Annotated in this window: 15 protein-coding genes; 12 read left to right on the top strand and 3 right to left on the bottom strand. The window is 62.2% G+C overall.

All coding sequences use genetic code 11. The features are described 5' to 3' along the window. Positions 1-34: 34 nt before the first annotated feature. Complete coding sequence (locus tag ACZY0R_RS39590; protein ID WP_488866808.1) at positions 35-1,000, top strand: pirin family protein; 966 nt, start codon at positions 35-37, stop codon at positions 998-1,000. 35 nt (positions 1,001-1,035) lie between these two features. Here the strand turns inward: ACZY0R_RS39590 and ACZY0R_RS39585 are convergent, their stop codons facing one another. Then, entirely contained in the window at positions 1,036-2,427 is a 1,392-nt protein-coding gene (locus ACZY0R_RS39585) for an alginate export family protein (protein WP_488866806.1), read from the bottom strand. Positions 2,428-2,640: 213 nt separating this feature from the next. Then, complete coding sequence (locus ACZY0R_RS39580; protein ID WP_477115037.1) at positions 2,641-3,600, bottom strand: LysR family transcriptional regulator; 960 nt, start codon at positions 3,598-3,600, stop codon at positions 2,641-2,643. A 441-nt stretch (positions 3,601-4,041) separates the two neighbouring features. Between ACZY0R_RS39580 and ACZY0R_RS39575 the strand changes: the two genes are divergently transcribed. The 4 genes from ACZY0R_RS39575 (at position 4,042) to ACZY0R_RS39560 (ending at position 7,908) form a co-directional block, all read left to right on the top strand. Then, positions 4,042-4,992, top strand: a complete 951-nt coding sequence (locus ACZY0R_RS39575; RefSeq protein WP_488866804.1) for a VOC family protein — start codon at positions 4,042-4,044, stop codon at positions 4,990-4,992. Between the two features lie 167 nt (positions 4,993-5,159). Then, positions 5,160-6,026 (top strand): pirin family protein, encoded by an 867-nt coding sequence (locus ACZY0R_RS39570; protein ID WP_488866802.1) that lies wholly within the window; start codon positions 5,160-5,162, stop codon positions 6,024-6,026. A gap of 80 nt (positions 6,027-6,106) precedes the next feature. Then, entirely contained in the window at positions 6,107-6,784 is a 678-nt protein-coding gene (locus ACZY0R_RS39565; RefSeq protein WP_477154829.1) for an isochorismatase family protein, read from the top strand. Positions 6,785-7,341: 557 nt separating this feature from the next. Then, on the top strand, positions 7,342-7,908 hold the full coding sequence (locus tag ACZY0R_RS39560; protein ID WP_488866800.1) for an acyloxyacyl hydrolase: 567 nt from the start codon (positions 7,342-7,344) through the stop codon (positions 7,906-7,908). Between the two features lie 76 nt (positions 7,909-7,984). Here ACZY0R_RS39560 and ACZY0R_RS39555 read toward each other — a convergent pair whose 3' ends face one another. Then, positions 7,985-8,815 carry an IclR family transcriptional regulator domain-containing protein gene (locus ACZY0R_RS39555; protein ID WP_488866798.1) on the bottom strand — a complete coding sequence of 277 codons (831 nt, stop codon included), beginning with the start codon at positions 8,813-8,815 and terminating at the stop codon, positions 7,985-7,987. Between the two features lie 244 nt (positions 8,816-9,059). Here ACZY0R_RS39555 and ACZY0R_RS39550 point away from each other — a divergent pair, with 244 nt between their 5' ends. The 7 genes from ACZY0R_RS39550 to ACZY0R_RS39520 all read left to right on the top strand — a co-directional run bounded on the left by ACZY0R_RS39550 (position 9,060) and on the right by ACZY0R_RS39520 (position 16,173). Beyond that, entirely contained in the window at positions 9,060-9,974 is a 915-nt protein-coding gene (locus tag ACZY0R_RS39550) for a tripartite tricarboxylate transporter substrate binding protein (protein ID WP_488867316.1), read from the top strand. A 78-nt stretch (positions 9,975-10,052) separates the two neighbouring features. Next, positions 10,053-10,955, top strand: a complete 903-nt coding sequence (locus ACZY0R_RS39545; protein ID WP_488866796.1) for an SDR family oxidoreductase — start codon at positions 10,053-10,055, stop codon at positions 10,953-10,955. Positions 10,956-10,965: 10 nt separating this feature from the next. Continuing rightward, positions 10,966-11,841: a MaoC/PaaZ C-terminal domain-containing protein gene (locus tag ACZY0R_RS39540; RefSeq protein WP_488866794.1), complete on the top strand. Its 876-nt coding sequence runs from the start codon at positions 10,966-10,968 to the stop codon at positions 11,839-11,841. Positions 11,842-11,863: 22 nt separating this feature from the next. After that, a complete protein-coding gene (locus ACZY0R_RS39535; RefSeq protein WP_488866792.1) occupies positions 11,864-13,405 on the top strand; it encodes an AMP-binding protein in 1,542 nt (513 codons plus the stop codon). 13 nt (positions 13,406-13,418) lie between these two features. Then, on the top strand, positions 13,419-14,579 hold the full coding sequence (locus ACZY0R_RS39530; RefSeq protein ID WP_488866790.1) for an acyl-CoA dehydrogenase family protein: 1,161 nt from the start codon (positions 13,419-13,421) through the stop codon (positions 14,577-14,579). Positions 14,580-14,599: 20 nt separating this feature from the next. After that, positions 14,600-15,760, top strand: a complete 1,161-nt coding sequence (locus tag ACZY0R_RS39525) for an acetyl-CoA acetyltransferase (RefSeq protein ID WP_488866788.1) — start codon at positions 14,600-14,602, stop codon at positions 15,758-15,760. Positions 15,761-15,762: 2 nt separating this feature from the next. Then, positions 15,763-16,173 (top strand): Zn-ribbon domain-containing OB-fold protein, encoded by a 411-nt coding sequence (locus ACZY0R_RS39520; RefSeq protein WP_488866786.1) that lies wholly within the window; start codon positions 15,763-15,765, stop codon positions 16,171-16,173. Positions 16,174-16,274: the final 101 nt, after the last annotated feature.

The following is a 16,274-nucleotide window of genomic DNA, read 5'->3' as shown; positions in this document are numbered from 1 at the left end:
TGTGGATCGCCTAGTCCGAATAGAGGAGTTTTCCATGAGTAATGTAACGACAGACAGCGCCGCTTCGCTGTCGCGCGACTGTCCGCAATGCCCCGGCCATCCGGTACTGGAGCGCATCCCGACGCGCGCGGCCCAGATCGGCGAGGGCTTCGTCATTCACCGCGCGCTGCCCAGCCGGCAACGGCGCATGGTCGGAGCCTGGTGTTTCCTTGATCACGCGGGTCCTGCCGAGTTTGGGGACGGACAGGGCTTGCGCGTGGGTCCGCATCCGCACATCGGGCTGCAGACCTTCACCTGGATGATCGAGGGAGAAGTCCTGCACCGCGACAGCCTGGGCTATGAACAACTGATCAGCCCGGGGCAGGTCAACCTGATGACCGCCGGGCGGGGCATCGTTCACGCCGAAGATACGCCGAATGCAAGCGCAGGCCGGTTGCATGCCGCGCAGCTCTGGATTGCACTGCCGGACGCCGAGCGTCACCGGGAGCCGGCGTTCCGGAACTATCCCGACCTGCCGGTGGTGGATGCCGGCGGCTTCCGTATAACAGTACTGGTGGGGACGGCATTCGGCGAAACGTCTCCCGTCCCGGTGTACTCGCCGCTGGTGGGACTCGATCTCGCGGCCGCGGGTGCCGGGGCGCAATCGGTGCCGCTGGATGCCGGCTTCGAGTATGCCGCGATGACCCTGCGCGGCGAAGTGGAGATTGACGGGGAGCAACTCGCCCCCGGCACCTTGATGTACCTCGGCGCAGGCCGGACACACCTGAGCCTGCGCTGTGCCGGGCCGGCGCAATTGCTCATCATTGGCGGCGTGCCGTTCGACGAGGAAATTCTGCTGTGGTGGAACTTCGTCGGGCGCACTCAGGCCGAGATCGAGGCCGCGACGCATGAATGGAACCACAACGGCGAGCGCTTTGGCGAGGTCAGGGGCAGTACCTCGCCCCGTCTTGTCGCCCCCGATATGGCAGGGCTCCAGATCAAGGCCAGCCGCGGGCGCTAGCGAGCCGCCATGCATTTGCGTAACGCCCGACACGGTCAGAACGTGTAGCTGGCCGCGATATAGGTGAACGTTGTATTGCGCCCGCCCACTGTGCTCAAGGCCTTGGAAATATCCACATAGACAAGGCCGGCATTGAAGAGAATGTGGCGATTTACCTGCCAGACCGCATCGACTGAAAACTGGCTGCTGCTGTACTGGCCCGGGTGTCCTGCAGTACCCGCGATCGGTATGCCCACTGAGGTGTAGACGGAATCGTGGGTTGTCGCTCGCCAGATGAAATCGCAGGCCAGCGTGAGCTTCAGGGCAGGGGTCGGGTGCAGGGTCAGCGATGGCTGTATATCGATCACGTTGGAGGCCCCAATCAGCCCGGCCTGATTGAAATACGCGAGCTTTGGAAAGAGTCCGTCGTATGTGCCGAGCGTTCCGTCGTGGGGGTTCCGGTCGCCGCTGCCCATGGTCGCCTTGATCCCGCCCCTGGGCTTCCAGTCGTAAGCCGCCAGCGTGTAGCCGGTATCGGTTGAAAATCCCCACGCCCGGATCTGTCGCTGGGAGAAGGATCCGAACTGGCCGAGCGTTTCCCAATCCCAGTCCCAGCGTCCGTGGTGGCCAAAGACACGTGCGCCGATCGAGTGCCTTCGCTCCACGCTTGTGCCGGTGCTAAACAGCGCGTGGTCGTTCTCGAAACCAAGATAGTAGAGATCGAAACCGGAGTGGGGTATGACGCTGTCCGCTACCGTCGCGTAGGCGCCCCAGAACCCCTGCGCATGGTTGGGTTGATCATCGAAAACGCCGTCCCGCAACAGTACCGGGCGCGTGGCGAAGGCGTCGACGCGAACCTGGTCGACCGTTCCGCCCAGGCGGGCGCCATCGAAAGCGCGCCGCACATTCGGCGCGTCCCGGATCGAGATCAGGCGCTGTGCACCAAATGCCATTTCCTGACGTCCAATCCGCAGGAACGGGTCATCGGCCGGACGTTCCTTCAACGGAAACCGCACGTCAACGAAGGCCTGTTGCACGTCGAGCCGGTCACTATAGGGCGGCGCCGCATTATCCTTGCCGGGCGCCAGCTGATTGCCAAGCTGCACGAAGCCGCGAACGAATTCACCCGCATGCAGATCGGCATGGAGCAGGGCGCGATGCAGCAGGTAACTGTCGCCCTGTTTGCCCGGCACGCCAAAATTCGCCGCCGTGTAATCTTCGAAGCGTTCCCGCACTTCGCCGCCGAGACTGATGAACCAGCCAGACTCGCTGATCGGAATGTACTTGACGGGATCCCAAAAGTCGCTCCGTCTGGCGGGGTCTTGCAGGTAGCTGTAGTCCTCGTCGTAGCGCATCAGCTTGTAGGCGGGCGCAGTGGCAGCCGCCGGAGAAGACTGCTGGGCGGTGGCGCAGGTCATCTCCAGAGCGGTGGCCAGGGCGGCAAGCATCGCGCCAGCCACCCTCCCGAAGCCGGAACGAGTGGCCGGACGTAGCCGGCGACTTCGTTTTGGGAGCGCTCCCGTGCTCATGTCTTTCCTGACTAGCGACCCGTGGTTCGAATTCCGTTCGTCAGTTGGAAGCCTGCCGCTACGGCAGGATTTCGCTTATGAGCACAAGGTTAGGCTGGCCTTCGTACAGCCGCAAGACAATGATGTCGCCGGCTATTCCTGATGCCCCGGCTCCTCCCAGGGAGGTGGCGACAGTGATTGTTGCAGGAACAGGATAAGTGCCTTCAGCTTGTGCGAGACAAACGGGGTGCGTTGATAGACGGCAAAGATGCCGTCGTCCAGCGGCGTCTCGTTGGGTAGCGCATTGATAAGACGGCCCGCCCGAATGTCGTCGGCCACGATGAAGAGCGGCAGCACAGCCAGCCCCTGTCCAGATGTCGCTGCATCCCTCAGCACCTCGCCATTATTCGCGGTGAACTGACCCCGCGGCGTGACCACTCTCGGGGCGGACCGGGGTGTCGGACCCTGGAATGCCCAGATCTGGCCGGGCGGCGCGTTGCTATAAGTCAGGCAGGCATGGCGTGTGATGTCGTCCAGCGTCTTGGGAAGCCCCGCTCGTTGCGCGTATGCTGGGCTGCAGCAGACGATCCTGCGACTTGCCGCAAGCTTCCTTGCGATCATCGCAGTGTCGCCCAGGCGCGTCACCCGGATTGCCACATCAAACCGCGCGTGTTCGGTATCGACGAGTCGGTCGTCGAGATCGACGACCAGATTCAGTTTTGGATTTGCGGCTGCGAACCGGGACAGGAGTGGCGAGAGCCAGAGCGTACCAAAACTCATGGGAGCAAGAATTCGCAATTCGCCGCACAACTCTTGTGAGTTCTGAGAAATGGTCTCGGCCGCGCGCGTGAGCTGCGCCAATGCTGAGCGCGTCTCTTCATAGAATCTTGCACCATTCTCCGTGGGCTGAACGCGTCGCGTCGAGCGTTGAAGGAGCAAAACGCCGAGCGTACGCTCCAGGTCACTTAATCGCTTGCTGATAACGGATTTCGACAAATTGAGGTGACGGGCGGCCCCGCTGACGCTGCCTTGCTCAACAACCAACAGGAAAGCTTCAAGTTCGTCCGTTCTTAGCTGCATTCGAATGTATAGAGAGGGATGCGTCGGGTCCATAGGATACCCAAGGTCGATTGCGTTCAGCAATCGCCCCGATGATCGCGTGGAACCCGGTCCCCGGAGGGGGATTGTTCGGCAGCGAAGAACGCCGTTTTCGGCAAGAGGCGTACGTAAAGGCGGTGTTCCGATGCTACTCTTCGCGTCCCGGCACGCACTCGCTGAAAGACGACCAGTCGGACTAGCGTGGACAGTGATGTGCCGGGACCTGATTCCAAATGCACGACTGGTCAGCCTGCTGGCCAATCCGCTTCGCTCCGGCAATCCACATCATTGGTCCGGCGGCGGGGTGCATCCGAATGATTGCCCTCGCAAGCTAGGTGGCGGGGCTACGGAATGTGCACGGCGTTGCCGCTGCGCGGAGAGCTTAGTCGTGCGCTTGCGGCACAGCGTTGATGTGCCGTCTGCTCTCGGCTGAAGCAGAGCAGAGGAGCAGGGAAGATGCACGAAGAGATGTCAAACATGGATGAGTTGGCTGGCATACATTCGATTGACCATTTTGGCCTTGTTGTACCGGACCTTCGCATTGCAACAGAGTTCTTCTGGGCATTCGGCCTCGATGTAGTCGAGACTCCCGGCAGCAATCTGGAGTTGCGCGCTGGCGGTGCACAACGCTGTTGGGCCCGCATTTTCCCTGGGTGGTCGAGAACCTTGGGGTATATCGCGTTCCGCTGCTTTCCAGAAGACTTCGAGAGAATTTGTGCGCAAGTTGTTTGTGCTGGCGGTACTCCAGCGACGCCGTTCCCCGAAGCGCCACCCGACGGCTACTGGTTTCGTGACATCGTTGGAAATCTTGTCCAGCTACGTCAGGGACCCATCGATGCACCGGTGAAACTCGACCGAGGTGTCGTCTCGACAGCGCTGCAACGCGATGCCGTAGCGAGGAATGTGCTGATCCGTAGCGAAATCAGAGAGGTCCAGCCCTTACGTTTGTCTCATGTGATGCTCTTCGTGCCCCAGATGGAGGCGGTTATGGCGTTCTATGTTCAGGCCCTCGGCATGCGAATCACCGACAACGCGGACGGGTTGGTCGGGTATATGCATGCAAGGCATGGAAGCGACCATCACATAGTTGCCTTTGCGGCGTCCTCGGCGACGGGGTGGCATCACAGTTCCTGGGAGGTCCCGGACATGGACGACGTGGGAAGTGGTGCGACGCAGATGAGGGCTGCGGGGTTTTGCGACGGCTGGGGAGTTGGTAGACACATTCTTGGCTCCAACTATTTCTACTATGCGAGAGATCCGTGGGGTTCCTTCTGTGAGTACGCCGCTCACATTGACTATATTCCGGCGGGTGCCGATTGGAAGGAGCGAACCCATGCGCGAGACGAGATCTTGTACATATGGGGACCTGACTCGCCTTCGGACTTTACGGTCAATTCCGAGGTCTGACGATAGGTGCTGTGGGAGCGAGCTGCGGGTCTTGCACGGGAAGCGTGGGCCCATCGTTCACGAAGTAGGACTCTGTAGCCCGATTTGGCAGACTACCGGGGAAGCGGCATCCCCCCTATGCTTACCGCAAATGACGCGATTGAATCCAATCGCCCTTGGAGATTCACATGAAACGAGTCCTTGGCGTGTACAGCGCACCGCACCGCCACTGGGTGGGGGATGGCTTCCCGGTGCGGTCGATGTTCTCTTACCAGACCCTTGGAAGACACCTTAGTCCGTTCCTGCTGTTCGACTACGCTGGGCCGGCCGATTTCACCCCTTCCGAGAGGCCACGCGGGGTCGGCCAGCACCCCCACCGCGGCTTCGAGACGGTTACGATCGTCTACAAGGGTGAGGTGGCACACGGCGATTCGACAGGGCGGGGCGGCGTCATTGGTCCCGGCGATGTGCAATGGATGACGGCGGGCGCTGGCATTCTGCATGAGGAATTCCATTCCCCGGCCTTCACCCAATCCGGTGGCGCGCTGGAGATGGTCCAGCTCTGGGTGAATCTGCCTGCGAGGGACAAGATGACCGAGCCCGGCTACCAGGCTATCCTCGACCGGGACATTCTGGCCGTGACGCTCCCAAATGGCGCCGGGACGGTTCGAGTGATTGCGGGCGAGTATGCCGGCCACTCAGGCCCCGCGCAAACCTTCTCGCCGATGCATGTCTGGGACCTGCGGTTGACGCAAGGCGGCAGCAACGAAATGTCTCTACCGGACGGTTGGAGCACGGCACTCGTGATCCTGCGAGGTGCGGTGCTGGTGAATGGCGATACGGTGGCCGGCGATGCGCAAATGATCGTACTGGACCGAGCAGGGCAGGACATATCGATCGAGGCCACTAGCGATACCGTCGCACTTCTCTTGAGCGGCGAGCCTATTGATGAGCCTATCGTGGGTTACGGTCCCTTCGTGATGAACAGCCAGGAAGAAATTGTCCAGGCCTATGCCGACTTCAACAGTGGTCGCTTTGGTCAGATGCAAGGATAGTTCCTGTTCTGCCGCCTCGGAGCGGCAGAACATTCTAAAGTTGGTGCCGATGCACCGTTCACCCCTCAAGGAGAAGCACGATGAGCACACCTGCGAACTTCAATGGGCAGCGCCCGGTTATCGATCCCAGCGATGCGGCCATGCTGTTGATCGACCATCAGAGCGGCTTGTTCCAAACTGTAGGCGATATGCCCATGCTGGAACTACGGGCCCGTGCCGCTGCATTGGCGAAGATGGCCACGCTTTCCAAGCTGCCGGTCATCACGACGGCTTCAGTGCCGCAAGGGCCCAATGGTCCGCTAATCCCTGAAATCCATGAAAACGCGCCGCATGCCCAGTATGTCGCCCGCAAAGGCGAGATCAATGCTTGGGACAATCCGGATTTCGTGGCAGCGGTGAAGGCGACCGGCCGCAAGACGCTGATTATCGCGGGCACCATTACGAGCGTGTGCATGGCCTTCCCCTCGATTAGCGCGGTCGCGGATGGTTACAGGGTTTTCGCGGTAGTCGATGCGTCTGGCACGTACTCGAAGATGGCCCAGGAGATCACGCTTGCCCGGGTTGTACAAGCCGGGGTGGTTCCGATGGATACCGCCGCGGTTGCTTCGGAACTGCAGAAAACCTGGCACCGGGACGATGCCATGCAGTGGGCCGAGATCTACACCAAGATCTTCCCGGCGTACCAATTGCTGATCGAGAGCTATACCAAGGCCCAGAACGTCGTGAAGGACAGCGAGGTGCTGGACTCGGCTCGCTGATCGTCCGTGCTGCCGCTGTGTGAGAGATTGTTATGTCTTTTACACAGTCGGTCGCCGATTAGCTCAAGCACCAGGCCGGCACCGGATATTTGCCCCATTACCCGTGCCGGCCTTCAACAATTCACTCGCTTTACGAGCGGGTCCTCCGCAGTCAACCCCAAGAGCACCTTTCTCGCGTGCCGGCGCCCCGCTTGATTGCAGGCGCCACGCCGATGACGACCCGCAGACTCGCGCCATGTTCGCCCCCTCGTTGGCCACACATCGGGAAGCTTCGTGAAGCGACCTTCCACGCGACCAACGACGCTCCTTCTTCCACGGACAGTATTCCATCCGATCACATCGTTCCAAATGTGGAACGCAGATATGCGCTGGCGGCGTCTATTCGACCGCTTGCGCTGAAAGCATACTTCCGGATTTTCGCGCGGAGCTCGCCCAGGCGGTGCGGCGAACCTGGGGAGTGTTCGGCACGGCGATGAAATCCTCATGGTTCGTGTTCACTTTCAGCGCCGTGCAACGTGTCACCAAAAGCAAGAATTACTTTTCATAAGGCTTTAGTCATGCTTCGATCCGTCATCTCCATCATCCTGCTTTCCAGTGCGTTTGCCAGCGGCGCCGCGGGTGCCGCGCCCACCAGCGAGGACGCCTCGTGGTTCGATCCGGTTCGTCTCGGGGTCGCATTGGGTGCGGGAGATGCGGCTTCGATTGCGCGCCTGGAGGCGCGATGGAACTTGAAGAACGACCTTTGGGCGACGAGCTCGCAGTCGGTCCGGGTTCGCCTGGGTCTCGAGGCTTCCGTGGGTGGCTGGAATCCACATGGCAGCAACAGCAGCGTGATGGGCGATATCGGCTTTACGCCCATCTTCCGGATCCAGGGCTCGGGCCGCTCAGGTGCCTTCGCGGAGATTGGCGCCGGCATGCACCTGCTGTCTCGGACGCACATCTCGGACTCCAAGGTTTTCTCGACGGCGTTCCAGTTTGGCGATCGCATTGCCGCGGGCTACCGGTTTGGCGATCCGTTCGAATCGGAACTGGCGGTGCGTTTCCAGCACTACTCCAACGCTGGCATTAAGGAGCCCAACCCCGGTATCAACTTTTACATGCTCCAGTACTCGGCGCGTTTCTAAGCGTATTGCCGTTGCCGTTGCCGTTGCCGATGCGCTCGCGTACGACGACACAACGAATGCGGAAGGCGTGGCTAACTCAGTCAGCTCCGATCTGGCGGGCTCCATTTGTCCGCGAGAACGGCCGGTTGGCCGGGCCGAGGAACGCGGGGGCCAAGCCCGACAATTGCTCCGCCGCCGCACGCAGGGCCGGCAGGATCTCCCTGACAGCCTGCTCACGGCTGACTTCACCGGACAGCAGGTTGGCGCTGATAGCCGCCACCACGTTGCGCTGCTCGTCGCGCACCGGCACTGCCAGCCCGCAGACGTGCTGGTCGAACTCTGCATCGACCCAGGCGTAGCCATCACGCGCCACCACTTCCAGTTCCGCCATCAACTTTGCCTTGCTATCCACTGTGCTGGACGTAAACGCCTTCAGGTCGGTCTGGTCGGCATAGTGACCCAGGAGTTCCGCGCTCTGAAACGCCAGGAGCGCGCGTCCCGGTGCAGTGGCGTAGGCCGGCAGGCGGCTGCCCATCCCCAGGCGCAGCGACATGATCTTCGGCGAAGGGATGCGCAATACGAATACGACCTCGTCGCCGTCGAACACGGCCAGCGCGCACGACTCCTTCATCTGCATGCAAAGATTCTCCAGCACTCGCTGGGCATGGCCCCAGAAGGGCAATGAGGTCAGGTAGGTCATGCCGAGATTGAGGATCTTCGGTGTCAGCCTGAAGCCTCTCTCCTCTGATTCCGCCGCAAAACCGAGTTCGCACAGCGTCAAAAGAATGCGCCGCACGACCGTACGGGGCAGGCCGGTAGCGGTGGAAACCGTCGCCACCGTGTGTGTTCCGCTGCGTCCCATTGCCTCGATCACGGACAGGCCGCGAGCGAAGGAGCGGATGAAGCCTTCGTTGTCAGGATTTGCCATGGGGCGTGATTGTCCACGATTTGATTTGAATTGCCCATCCGTGTGGCGGCGCGCATCTGCCTGAAATCGGTTGACACCACAACAAAAACGGCCTTAAATATCCGCCAGACGGATCATGATATCCGCTAGGCGGTCATTTTACACAAAATGACCCACTAAGGAAACGAAGGAGACAATCTTGAAACCGTGGAAATTCCTGCGGGTGGCCTTGCCGTCGCTCGCGTTGATCGTCCCCGCCATAGGCATGGCGCAGCAGCCGGCATTTCAACCCACCAAGCCGATTCGCCTGATTGCGCCCAGTTCCCCGGGCGGCATCCTCGACCTGACCAGCAGGCTGCTCGGCAAGTCCCTGGGGGAGCGGCTCAAGCGACCGGTGATTGTGGAGAACTTCCCCGGCGCGGGCGGTGTCATCGGCATCCAGGCCATGCTGCGTGCCGACCCGGACGGACACACCCTTGTCATGGGCAGCCTTGGGCCGAACGCCGCCAACTATGCGTTGCACGACAAGCTTCCCTACGCCTACGAGGACCTGGCGCCGGTCGCCCACGTGCTCTCGATGCCGGATGTCCTTGTGGTCAATCCAAGGCTGCCGGTCCACACCATTGCCGAGCTGAAAACCTATGCCGCGTCCAGGCCGAATGGGCTGTCGATGGCGGTCTCCACCAGCGGTTCCTCCGGTCACTTGGCCGGTGACCTGCTCAAGCAGCGCGCAGGGATTGCAGCCGTAGACGTGGTTTACCGCGGCGCTTCGCCTGCGCTGAATGACCTGGTGGCCGGGCAGGTTGACTTCATGGTGGACAACCTCGTTACGGCCTTGCCGCTGATTCGCGCCGGCAAGCTGCGTGCGCTCGCCGTGACCACCAGGGAGCGCAGCGCCGAGTTGCCGGACACGCCCACGGTGATGGAGTCTGGCTACAAGGACTTCGATGTGTCGGTCTGGCTGGGATTGTTCGTTTCGTCGAAGACGCCGCCCGCGATCGTCCAGGCGCTGAATGCCGAAGTGAACAAGGCGCTGGCCGACCCTGGGCTTCGCCAGAGGCTGGCCGAACAGGGCGGCAAGGCTGCCGGGGGCACCACGCAGGAGTTCGCTGCCTTCGTGCGGGCCGAAAAACTGCGCTGGGCGCAAGTGATCAAAGCCGGAAACATCAAACCGGAATAAGGGCGCCGTGGCATCGCGCCAGCGAGCCGCGGTCCCGACCCTGTTTCAGGCTCACTTATCAATCCATAGGAGAACACCATGAAAGACAAAGTCATCGTTGTAACCGGCGCAGGGAACGGCATCGGACGCGCCATCGCGACGCTGCTCGGCGCTCAGGGCGCAAAGGTCGTCGTCAACGACCTGGGCTCCAGCGGGAGTGGCGACGGCAGCGACAGCGGTCCCGCCAGCCGCGTGGCAAATGAGATTTGCGCCGCCGGCGGCACGGCGGTGCCGGATACCCACTCCGTGGCCACAGTCGACAGCGCCGAAGCGATCGTGCGCACGGCGATTGACAGCTTCGGCCGTATCGACGGCGTGATCAACAACGCGGGAATCCTGCGCGATCGCATCTTCCACAAGATGTCTAAGGACGAATGGCAGGGCGTACTCGACGTGCACCTGAACGGCGCCTACTACGTCAGCCGCGCCGCCGCACCGTTTTTCAAGGAGCAGCAAAGCGGCGTCTTCGTGCATATGACTTCGACCGCCGGCCTGATTGGCAACTTCGGCCAGGCCAACTACGCGGCGGCCAAGCTCGGCATTGTTGCCCTGTCAAAGTCGATTGCGCTGGACATGGCGCGCTTCAATGTGCGCTCCAATTGCATCGCGCCGTTCGCCTGGAGCCGGCTGATCGGCACGCTGCCCAGCGAGACCGAAGCGGAGAAGAAGCGCCTGGCACGCATGCAGTCCATGACGCCGGAGCAGGTGGCGCCGGTGGCCGTCTTCCTGTCGAGCGACGCGGCACGCGATGTCAATGGCCAGGTGCTGGCCGTGCGCGGCAATGAGCTGATCGTGATGAGCCAGCCTCGGCCGGTGGCATCGGTCCACCGCGCCGAGGGGTGGACGCTCGAGAGCCTGGCGGAACATGCAGTGCCGGCGATCCAGCGTGCTTTCACGCCGCTGGAACGCTCGCCCGAAGTCTTTAGCTGGGACCCGATCTGAGGCGCGCATTATGGCCATCGATTATCGCAAGCTCAAGCAATGGGACTTCTTCGAGCAGGTCTCTCCCTATGTAGAGAATGACTGCATCCGCTATGCGCTCAGCCTCGGCATTGCCAGCGATCCGCTTGACGAGGGTGACCTGAGGTACGTCCATGAGGAAGGCATGCATGTCGTGCCGACTTTCCTGGCTACCGTCGGGGCGCCTGGTGCGTGGGCGTCCAACCCGCGTACTGGCATCGACTGGATGCAGATCCTGCACGGCGAGCACCGCATGCGTTTCCACGGCACAATGCCCGCGGCCGCTACGGTGCGGAGCAAGACCCGCGTAAGCCGCGTCGTGGACAAAGGCGCCGGGAAGGGTGCGCTGGTGGTGACCGAGCGCAGCATTATCAATCAGGTTAGCGGTGAACTGCTGGCCACCGTCGAGCATGTCTCGTTCTGCCGCGCGGATGGTGGCTTCGCCACCGCCGACAAGCCGGGCGATGCGCCGCTTGACGCGCTGCCCGCCACACCGCAAGGGGAGCCCGACATGGTCATGGAGATGCCGACCCTTCCGAACGCGGCACTGTTGTACCGGCTGAACGGCGACCGCAATCCGATCCACGCGCTGCCCGTCGCCGCGCACAAGGCTGGTTTCGACCGTCCGATCCTGCATGGTTTGTGCACGTATGGCATGGCGGCCCGCGCGATCCTGAAACACGCTTGCGGCGGCGTGCCCGCACGGCTGGGCAGCCTAGCCGCGCGGTTTTCCTCGCCGGTCGTGCCCGGCGAGACACTACGCGCGGAGATGTGGCGAATCGAGGATCAGGTGCGCTTCCGCGTGCTGGCTGTGGAACGGAATGTCGTGGTGCTCAGTAACGGCGTTGCCGACATCCGCCATGCGTAAGCCAACTCCAAAAGAATCCACTATGTCTCTTATCGAACTTCACGCACAGCTGACACCAGAACGTGTTGCTTACCGGATGGTGCCGTCAGGCCAGGCAGTCACCTGGTGCGAGCTGGAATTGCGTTCCCGCAAGTGCGCCGCCGCACTGCTCGCCGCAGGGCATCGTGTCGGCGACGGCATCGCCGTGCTGCTGGAGAACCACGTCCGCTACTTTGAAATCCTCTGGGCGGCCCATCGTATCGGCCTGTACTACACCACGATCAGCCGTCACCTGAAGGCCGACGAGGTGCGCTATATCGTCACCGACTGCGAAGCAAAGACGCTGTTCTGCTCCACGGAAACGCTGGGCGATCTCGCGCCCGGCGCGATCGAAGCGATGTCGCTGAACCGGGTGCTGGTCGACGGCAGCCGCGCGGGCTTCTCGAACTACGAGGCATGGCTGGCGCAGATCCCCGACGACGTGCAGTTGCCACAGACAATGGAAGGCACCGATTTTTCATACTCGTCGGGCACCACCGGCATGCCCAAGGGCATCAAGCGGCCGCTTGCGGGCGCCAACGGTTTCTTCAATGCGAGTGCGGATCCTCGAACACGATGGAAGGACTTCGACAGCAGTTCGGTCTACCTCTCCACGGCACCGTTCTATCACACCGCACCCGTGCGCTGGAACATGGCAGCCATGCGCGCGGGCGGCACATGCGTGCTCATGGAGAAGTTCGATCCGCTGAGCGCGCTCGATGCGATCCAGGGCTACGGGGTCACGCACGCCCAGTGGGTGCCAACCATGTTCGTCCGGTTGTTGCGCCTGGACGCTTCGGAGCGCGCGCGCTTCGACCTCTCCAGCCTGCGATTCGCGATCCACGCGGCGGCGCCCTGCCCGGTGTCGGTCAAAGAGCAGATGATCGATTGGTGGGGGCCGATCCTGTACGAGTATTACAGCGGCACGGAACTGGTTGGCCGGACCTCGCTGAGTTCCGGGGAATGGCTGGCGCACAAGGGCTCGGTGGGCAAGCCGGAGTTTGGCCAGGTGCATATCGTGGATGAGGCGGGTCGCGAGTTGCCGCAGGGCGGGACCGGCGTCGTCTACTTCTCCGGAGGGAGCGCCTTCACCTATCACAACGACCCCGAGAAGACCCGGCAAGCCTACAACAAGCGAGGCTGGGCGACCTACGGCGATGTGGGTCACCTTGACGCCGACGGCTTCCTCTACCTGACCGACCGGCTCGCCAACACGATCGTCTCCGGCGGCGTGAACATCTATCCGCAGGAATCCGAGAACGTCCTGATGACGCACGGCGCCGTCGCCGACGTAGCGGTGGTGGGCGTGCCGAACGAGGAATTCGGCGAAGAGGTCAAGGCGGTTGTGCAACTGTATGAGCACGGCCTTGCCAGCGAAGCGCTGGCACAGGAACTGATTTCGCTGTGCCGCAGCCGCATCTCCGCCATCAAGTGCCCACGCTCGGTCGATTTCGTCCAGGCGCTGCCGCGGACCGAGACCGGCAAGCTGCTCAAGCGCGCCGTCAAAGCCGGCTACTGGCCGACCGATAACCGCATCGCTCATTGATGGGGCCACGCAAATGACAAGACACGAAGCTACCTACTACGCGCGGCGCACGATGTTCACGCCTGACCATGAGCTTTACCGGTCGAGCGTCGCACGCTTCATCGCGGACAAGATCGAGCCTTTCCATGCAATGTGGGAGCAGGAGGGCCTCGTTCCACGTGATCTCTGGCGCGCGGCAGGCGAAGCCGGGCTCCTGCTCCCCGGCATTCCCGAGACCTACGGCGGCGGTGGCGGCGACTTCCTGCACAGCGCCATTGTCGTGGAGGAGATTGCCCGCGCACTGGTGACCGGCGTGACCGGCTTCACCACGCATTCGGAGAATGTCGCGCCCTATCTGCTGGACTTCGGCACGGAGGCGCAAAAGGCAGCTTTCCTGCCGAAGATGGCCAGCGGGGAAGTGGTGGGCTCGCTCGCCATGACGGAACCCGGCGCGGGCAGCGACCTGAAGGCGATCCGCACCAGCGCGGTCAAGGTTGACGGCGGCTACTGCCTCAACGGCCAGAAGACGTTCATTACCAACGGCTATCACGCCGACCGCGTGCTCGTCTTCGCCAAGACCGATCCGGCGGCAGGCGCGCGCGGGATCAGCCTGTTCTGGGTGGATGCCAAGGCGCAGGGCTTCACCCGCGGGCGCCTGCTGGACAAGGTCGGCCAAAAGGCACAGGACACCGCCGAGCTATTCTTTGGCGATGTCTTCGTGCCGGAGGATATGCTGGTTGGCGAGCTCAATGCGGGCTTTGGCTACGCAATGAGCGGTCTAGTGCGCGAGCGCCTGCTGATCGCGCTGCGCTGCGCCACTGCGCTGGAAGTCGCGCTCGAATGGACGCTGAACCACGTCAAGCAGCGCCGTGCTTTCGACAAGGCACTTATCGACAATCAGTTCATTCGCTTCAAGCTTGCCGAGATCAAGACGCACTCGTGCGCTACGCGCGCCTTTGTCGACAGTTGCCTTGCGCAGTATCTCGACGGAACGCTGACGGTGGATGGCGCTGCCATGGCCAAGTTCTGGGCCAGCGAGGCGACCCGTGCCATCGACGATCTGATGCAGTTCTTCGGCGGATACGGATACATGCGCGAGTACCCTATCGCGCGCGCCTATACGGACGTGCGCCCCAACCGCATCTACGGCGGCTCCTCCGAAATCATGCGCGAAGTCATTGCGCGTGCCCTCTGAACGATTCACCGGATCTACCCATGACGCAAAACCTGTCTCGCTCCGTCGCCATTGTCGGCGCGGCGGAATCCGACCTGGGCAAGGTTCCAGGCAAGACGGCCCTCGAACTGCAGGCACAGGCCGCGCATCGGGCCCTGAAGGACGCAGGCCTTACGCTGCGCGATGTCGACGGCGTGTTTGCGCATACCGATGACCGCTTCTCCAGCCTGCAATTGTCGGAGTATCTCGGTGTGCGCCCGGGCTATGTGGACTCGACCAATGTCGGCGGCATGTCCAACATCATGCATATCCGCCACGCCATGGCTGCCATCGCGGCGGGCATGTGCACGGTGGCACTGGTCACATACGGCAGCACACAGCTCTCGGACGGTTCGCGCAAGAGCGGCGCCGTGGCGGCCGATAGCGCGGCCTCGCCAAGGGGCCAGTTCATTACGCCCTATGGCCAGTTGAGCCCCATCGGCTACTACGCCATGATCGCGCAGCTTCACATGCATCGCTACGGCACCACGCCGCGCGACCTCGCCGAAGTCGCCGTCGCGGCACGCGAGTGGGGGCAGCTCAACCCGAAGGCATATCGCCGTGAGCCTACCAGCCTCGAAGAGGTGATGGCCTCGCCGGTCATGGCCGCACCGCTGCGCCAGCGGGATTGCTGCCTCGTTACCGACGGCGGTGGGGCGCTGGTGATTACCTCAGCCTCGCGCGCACGCGACCTGCCAGGCAAGCCGGTCTATGTGATGGGCATCGCCGAATCCCATTCGCATCACTACACGCCCTTCAACACGGCTGACTGGCTCGACACCGGCGTCGCCGAAACGGCGGATGCAGCGTTTCGCATGGCCGGCGTTACGCGTAGCGACATCGATGTGGTGCAGATCTATGACCACTTCACCATCGGCGTGATTCAGTCGCTGGAGGAACTCGGATTCTGCAAGCGCGGGGAGGGCGGCAGTTTCGTGGCCGACGGCGCGCTGGCACCGGGAGGGCGCTTCCCGATCAACACGTCAGGGGGCGGGTTGTCGTATGGACACCCTGGCATGTTCGGGATATTTGTCGTGATCGAAGCCGTGCGCCAGCTACGTGGCGAATGCGGCGAACGGCAACTGCCCAAAGCGGAACTGGCGCTGTGCCACGCGCCCGGCCTGGTCTTCTCCTGCAATACCACCATGATTCTCGGAGTCTAAGCATGAGCGAAGCACAACGTCCCCTGCCACAGCCGACAGACATGACTCAAGGGTACTGGAACGCGGCCAATGAAGAGCGCCTGGTGGTGCAATGCTGCCAGTCCTGTGGGCATCGTCAGTTTCCCCCCCGGCCGTTTTGCCTGCAGTGCGAGTCGGAGCAGGTTGATTGGGAAGAGGTGTCGGGCAATGGTTCCATCTATACCTTCACCATCAATCACCGCGCGCCGAATGCCTTCATGAAGGCGCGATTGCCCTATGCCGTGGCGATCGTCGAACTGGATGAGGGTGTGCGGCTGATGGCGAACATTCTGAACGCCGATCCCGCGGAAATTGGCATCGGCAAGCGAGTGAAAGTGGTCTTCGAGAAGGTGTCGGAAGACATGAAGCTGCCGCAGTTCGAACTGGTCCGATAAATGACTCATGCCGGAAGCCTGAGGGATCGTGCGTCCCTCGGGAAACCGTTCAGCTTACGGCCCCGTTGCCAATTTGAACCATGCGTTGCCGCGCAGGTGCG

It is taken from the genome of Cupriavidus sp. F041 (assembly GCF_057814235.1).
This window is presented reverse-complemented; position numbering and strand designations above follow the sequence as displayed.

Coding starts and splice junctions, on each gene's coding strand:
- ACZY0R_RS39525 (WP_488866788.1), top strand. CDS start 14,600: ATGACGCAAAACCTGTCTCGCTCCGTCGCCATTGTCGGCGCGGCGGAA.
- ACZY0R_RS39590 (WP_488866808.1), top strand. CDS start 35: ATGAGTAATGTAACGACAGACAGCGCCGCTTCGCTGTCGCGCGACTGT.
- ACZY0R_RS39545 (WP_488866796.1), top strand. CDS start 10,053: ATGAAAGACAAAGTCATCGTTGTAACCGGCGCAGGGAACGGCATCGGA.
- ACZY0R_RS39575 (WP_488866804.1), top strand. CDS start 4,042: ATGCACGAAGAGATGTCAAACATGGATGAGTTGGCTGGCATACATTCG.
- ACZY0R_RS39530 (WP_488866790.1), top strand. CDS start 13,419: ATGACAAGACACGAAGCTACCTACTACGCGCGGCGCACGATGTTCACG.
- ACZY0R_RS39555 (WP_488866798.1), bottom strand. CDS start 8,815: ATGGCAAATCCTGACAACGAAGGCTTCATCCGCTCCTTCGCTCGCGGC.
- ACZY0R_RS39535 (WP_488866792.1), top strand. CDS start 11,864: ATGTCTCTTATCGAACTTCACGCACAGCTGACACCAGAACGTGTTGCT.
- ACZY0R_RS39570 (WP_488866802.1), top strand. CDS start 5,160: ATGAAACGAGTCCTTGGCGTGTACAGCGCACCGCACCGCCACTGGGTG.
- ACZY0R_RS39565 (WP_477154829.1), top strand. CDS start 6,107: ATGAGCACACCTGCGAACTTCAATGGGCAGCGCCCGGTTATCGATCCC.
- ACZY0R_RS39580 (WP_477115037.1), bottom strand. CDS start 3,600: ATGGACCCGACGCATCCCTCTCTATACATTCGAATGCAGCTAAGAACG.
- ACZY0R_RS39585 (WP_488866806.1), bottom strand. CDS start 2,427: ATGCTTGCCGCCCTGGCCACCGCTCTGGAGATGACCTGCGCCACCGCC.
- ACZY0R_RS39520 (WP_488866786.1), top strand. CDS start 15,763: ATGAGCGAAGCACAACGTCCCCTGCCACAGCCGACAGACATGACTCAA.
- ACZY0R_RS39540 (WP_488866794.1), top strand. CDS start 10,966: ATGGCCATCGATTATCGCAAGCTCAAGCAATGGGACTTCTTCGAGCAG.
- ACZY0R_RS39560 (WP_488866800.1), top strand. CDS start 7,342: ATGCTTCGATCCGTCATCTCCATCATCCTGCTTTCCAGTGCGTTTGCC.
- ACZY0R_RS39550 (WP_488867316.1), top strand. CDS start 9,060: ATGGCGCAGCAGCCGGCATTTCAACCCACCAAGCCGATTCGCCTGATT.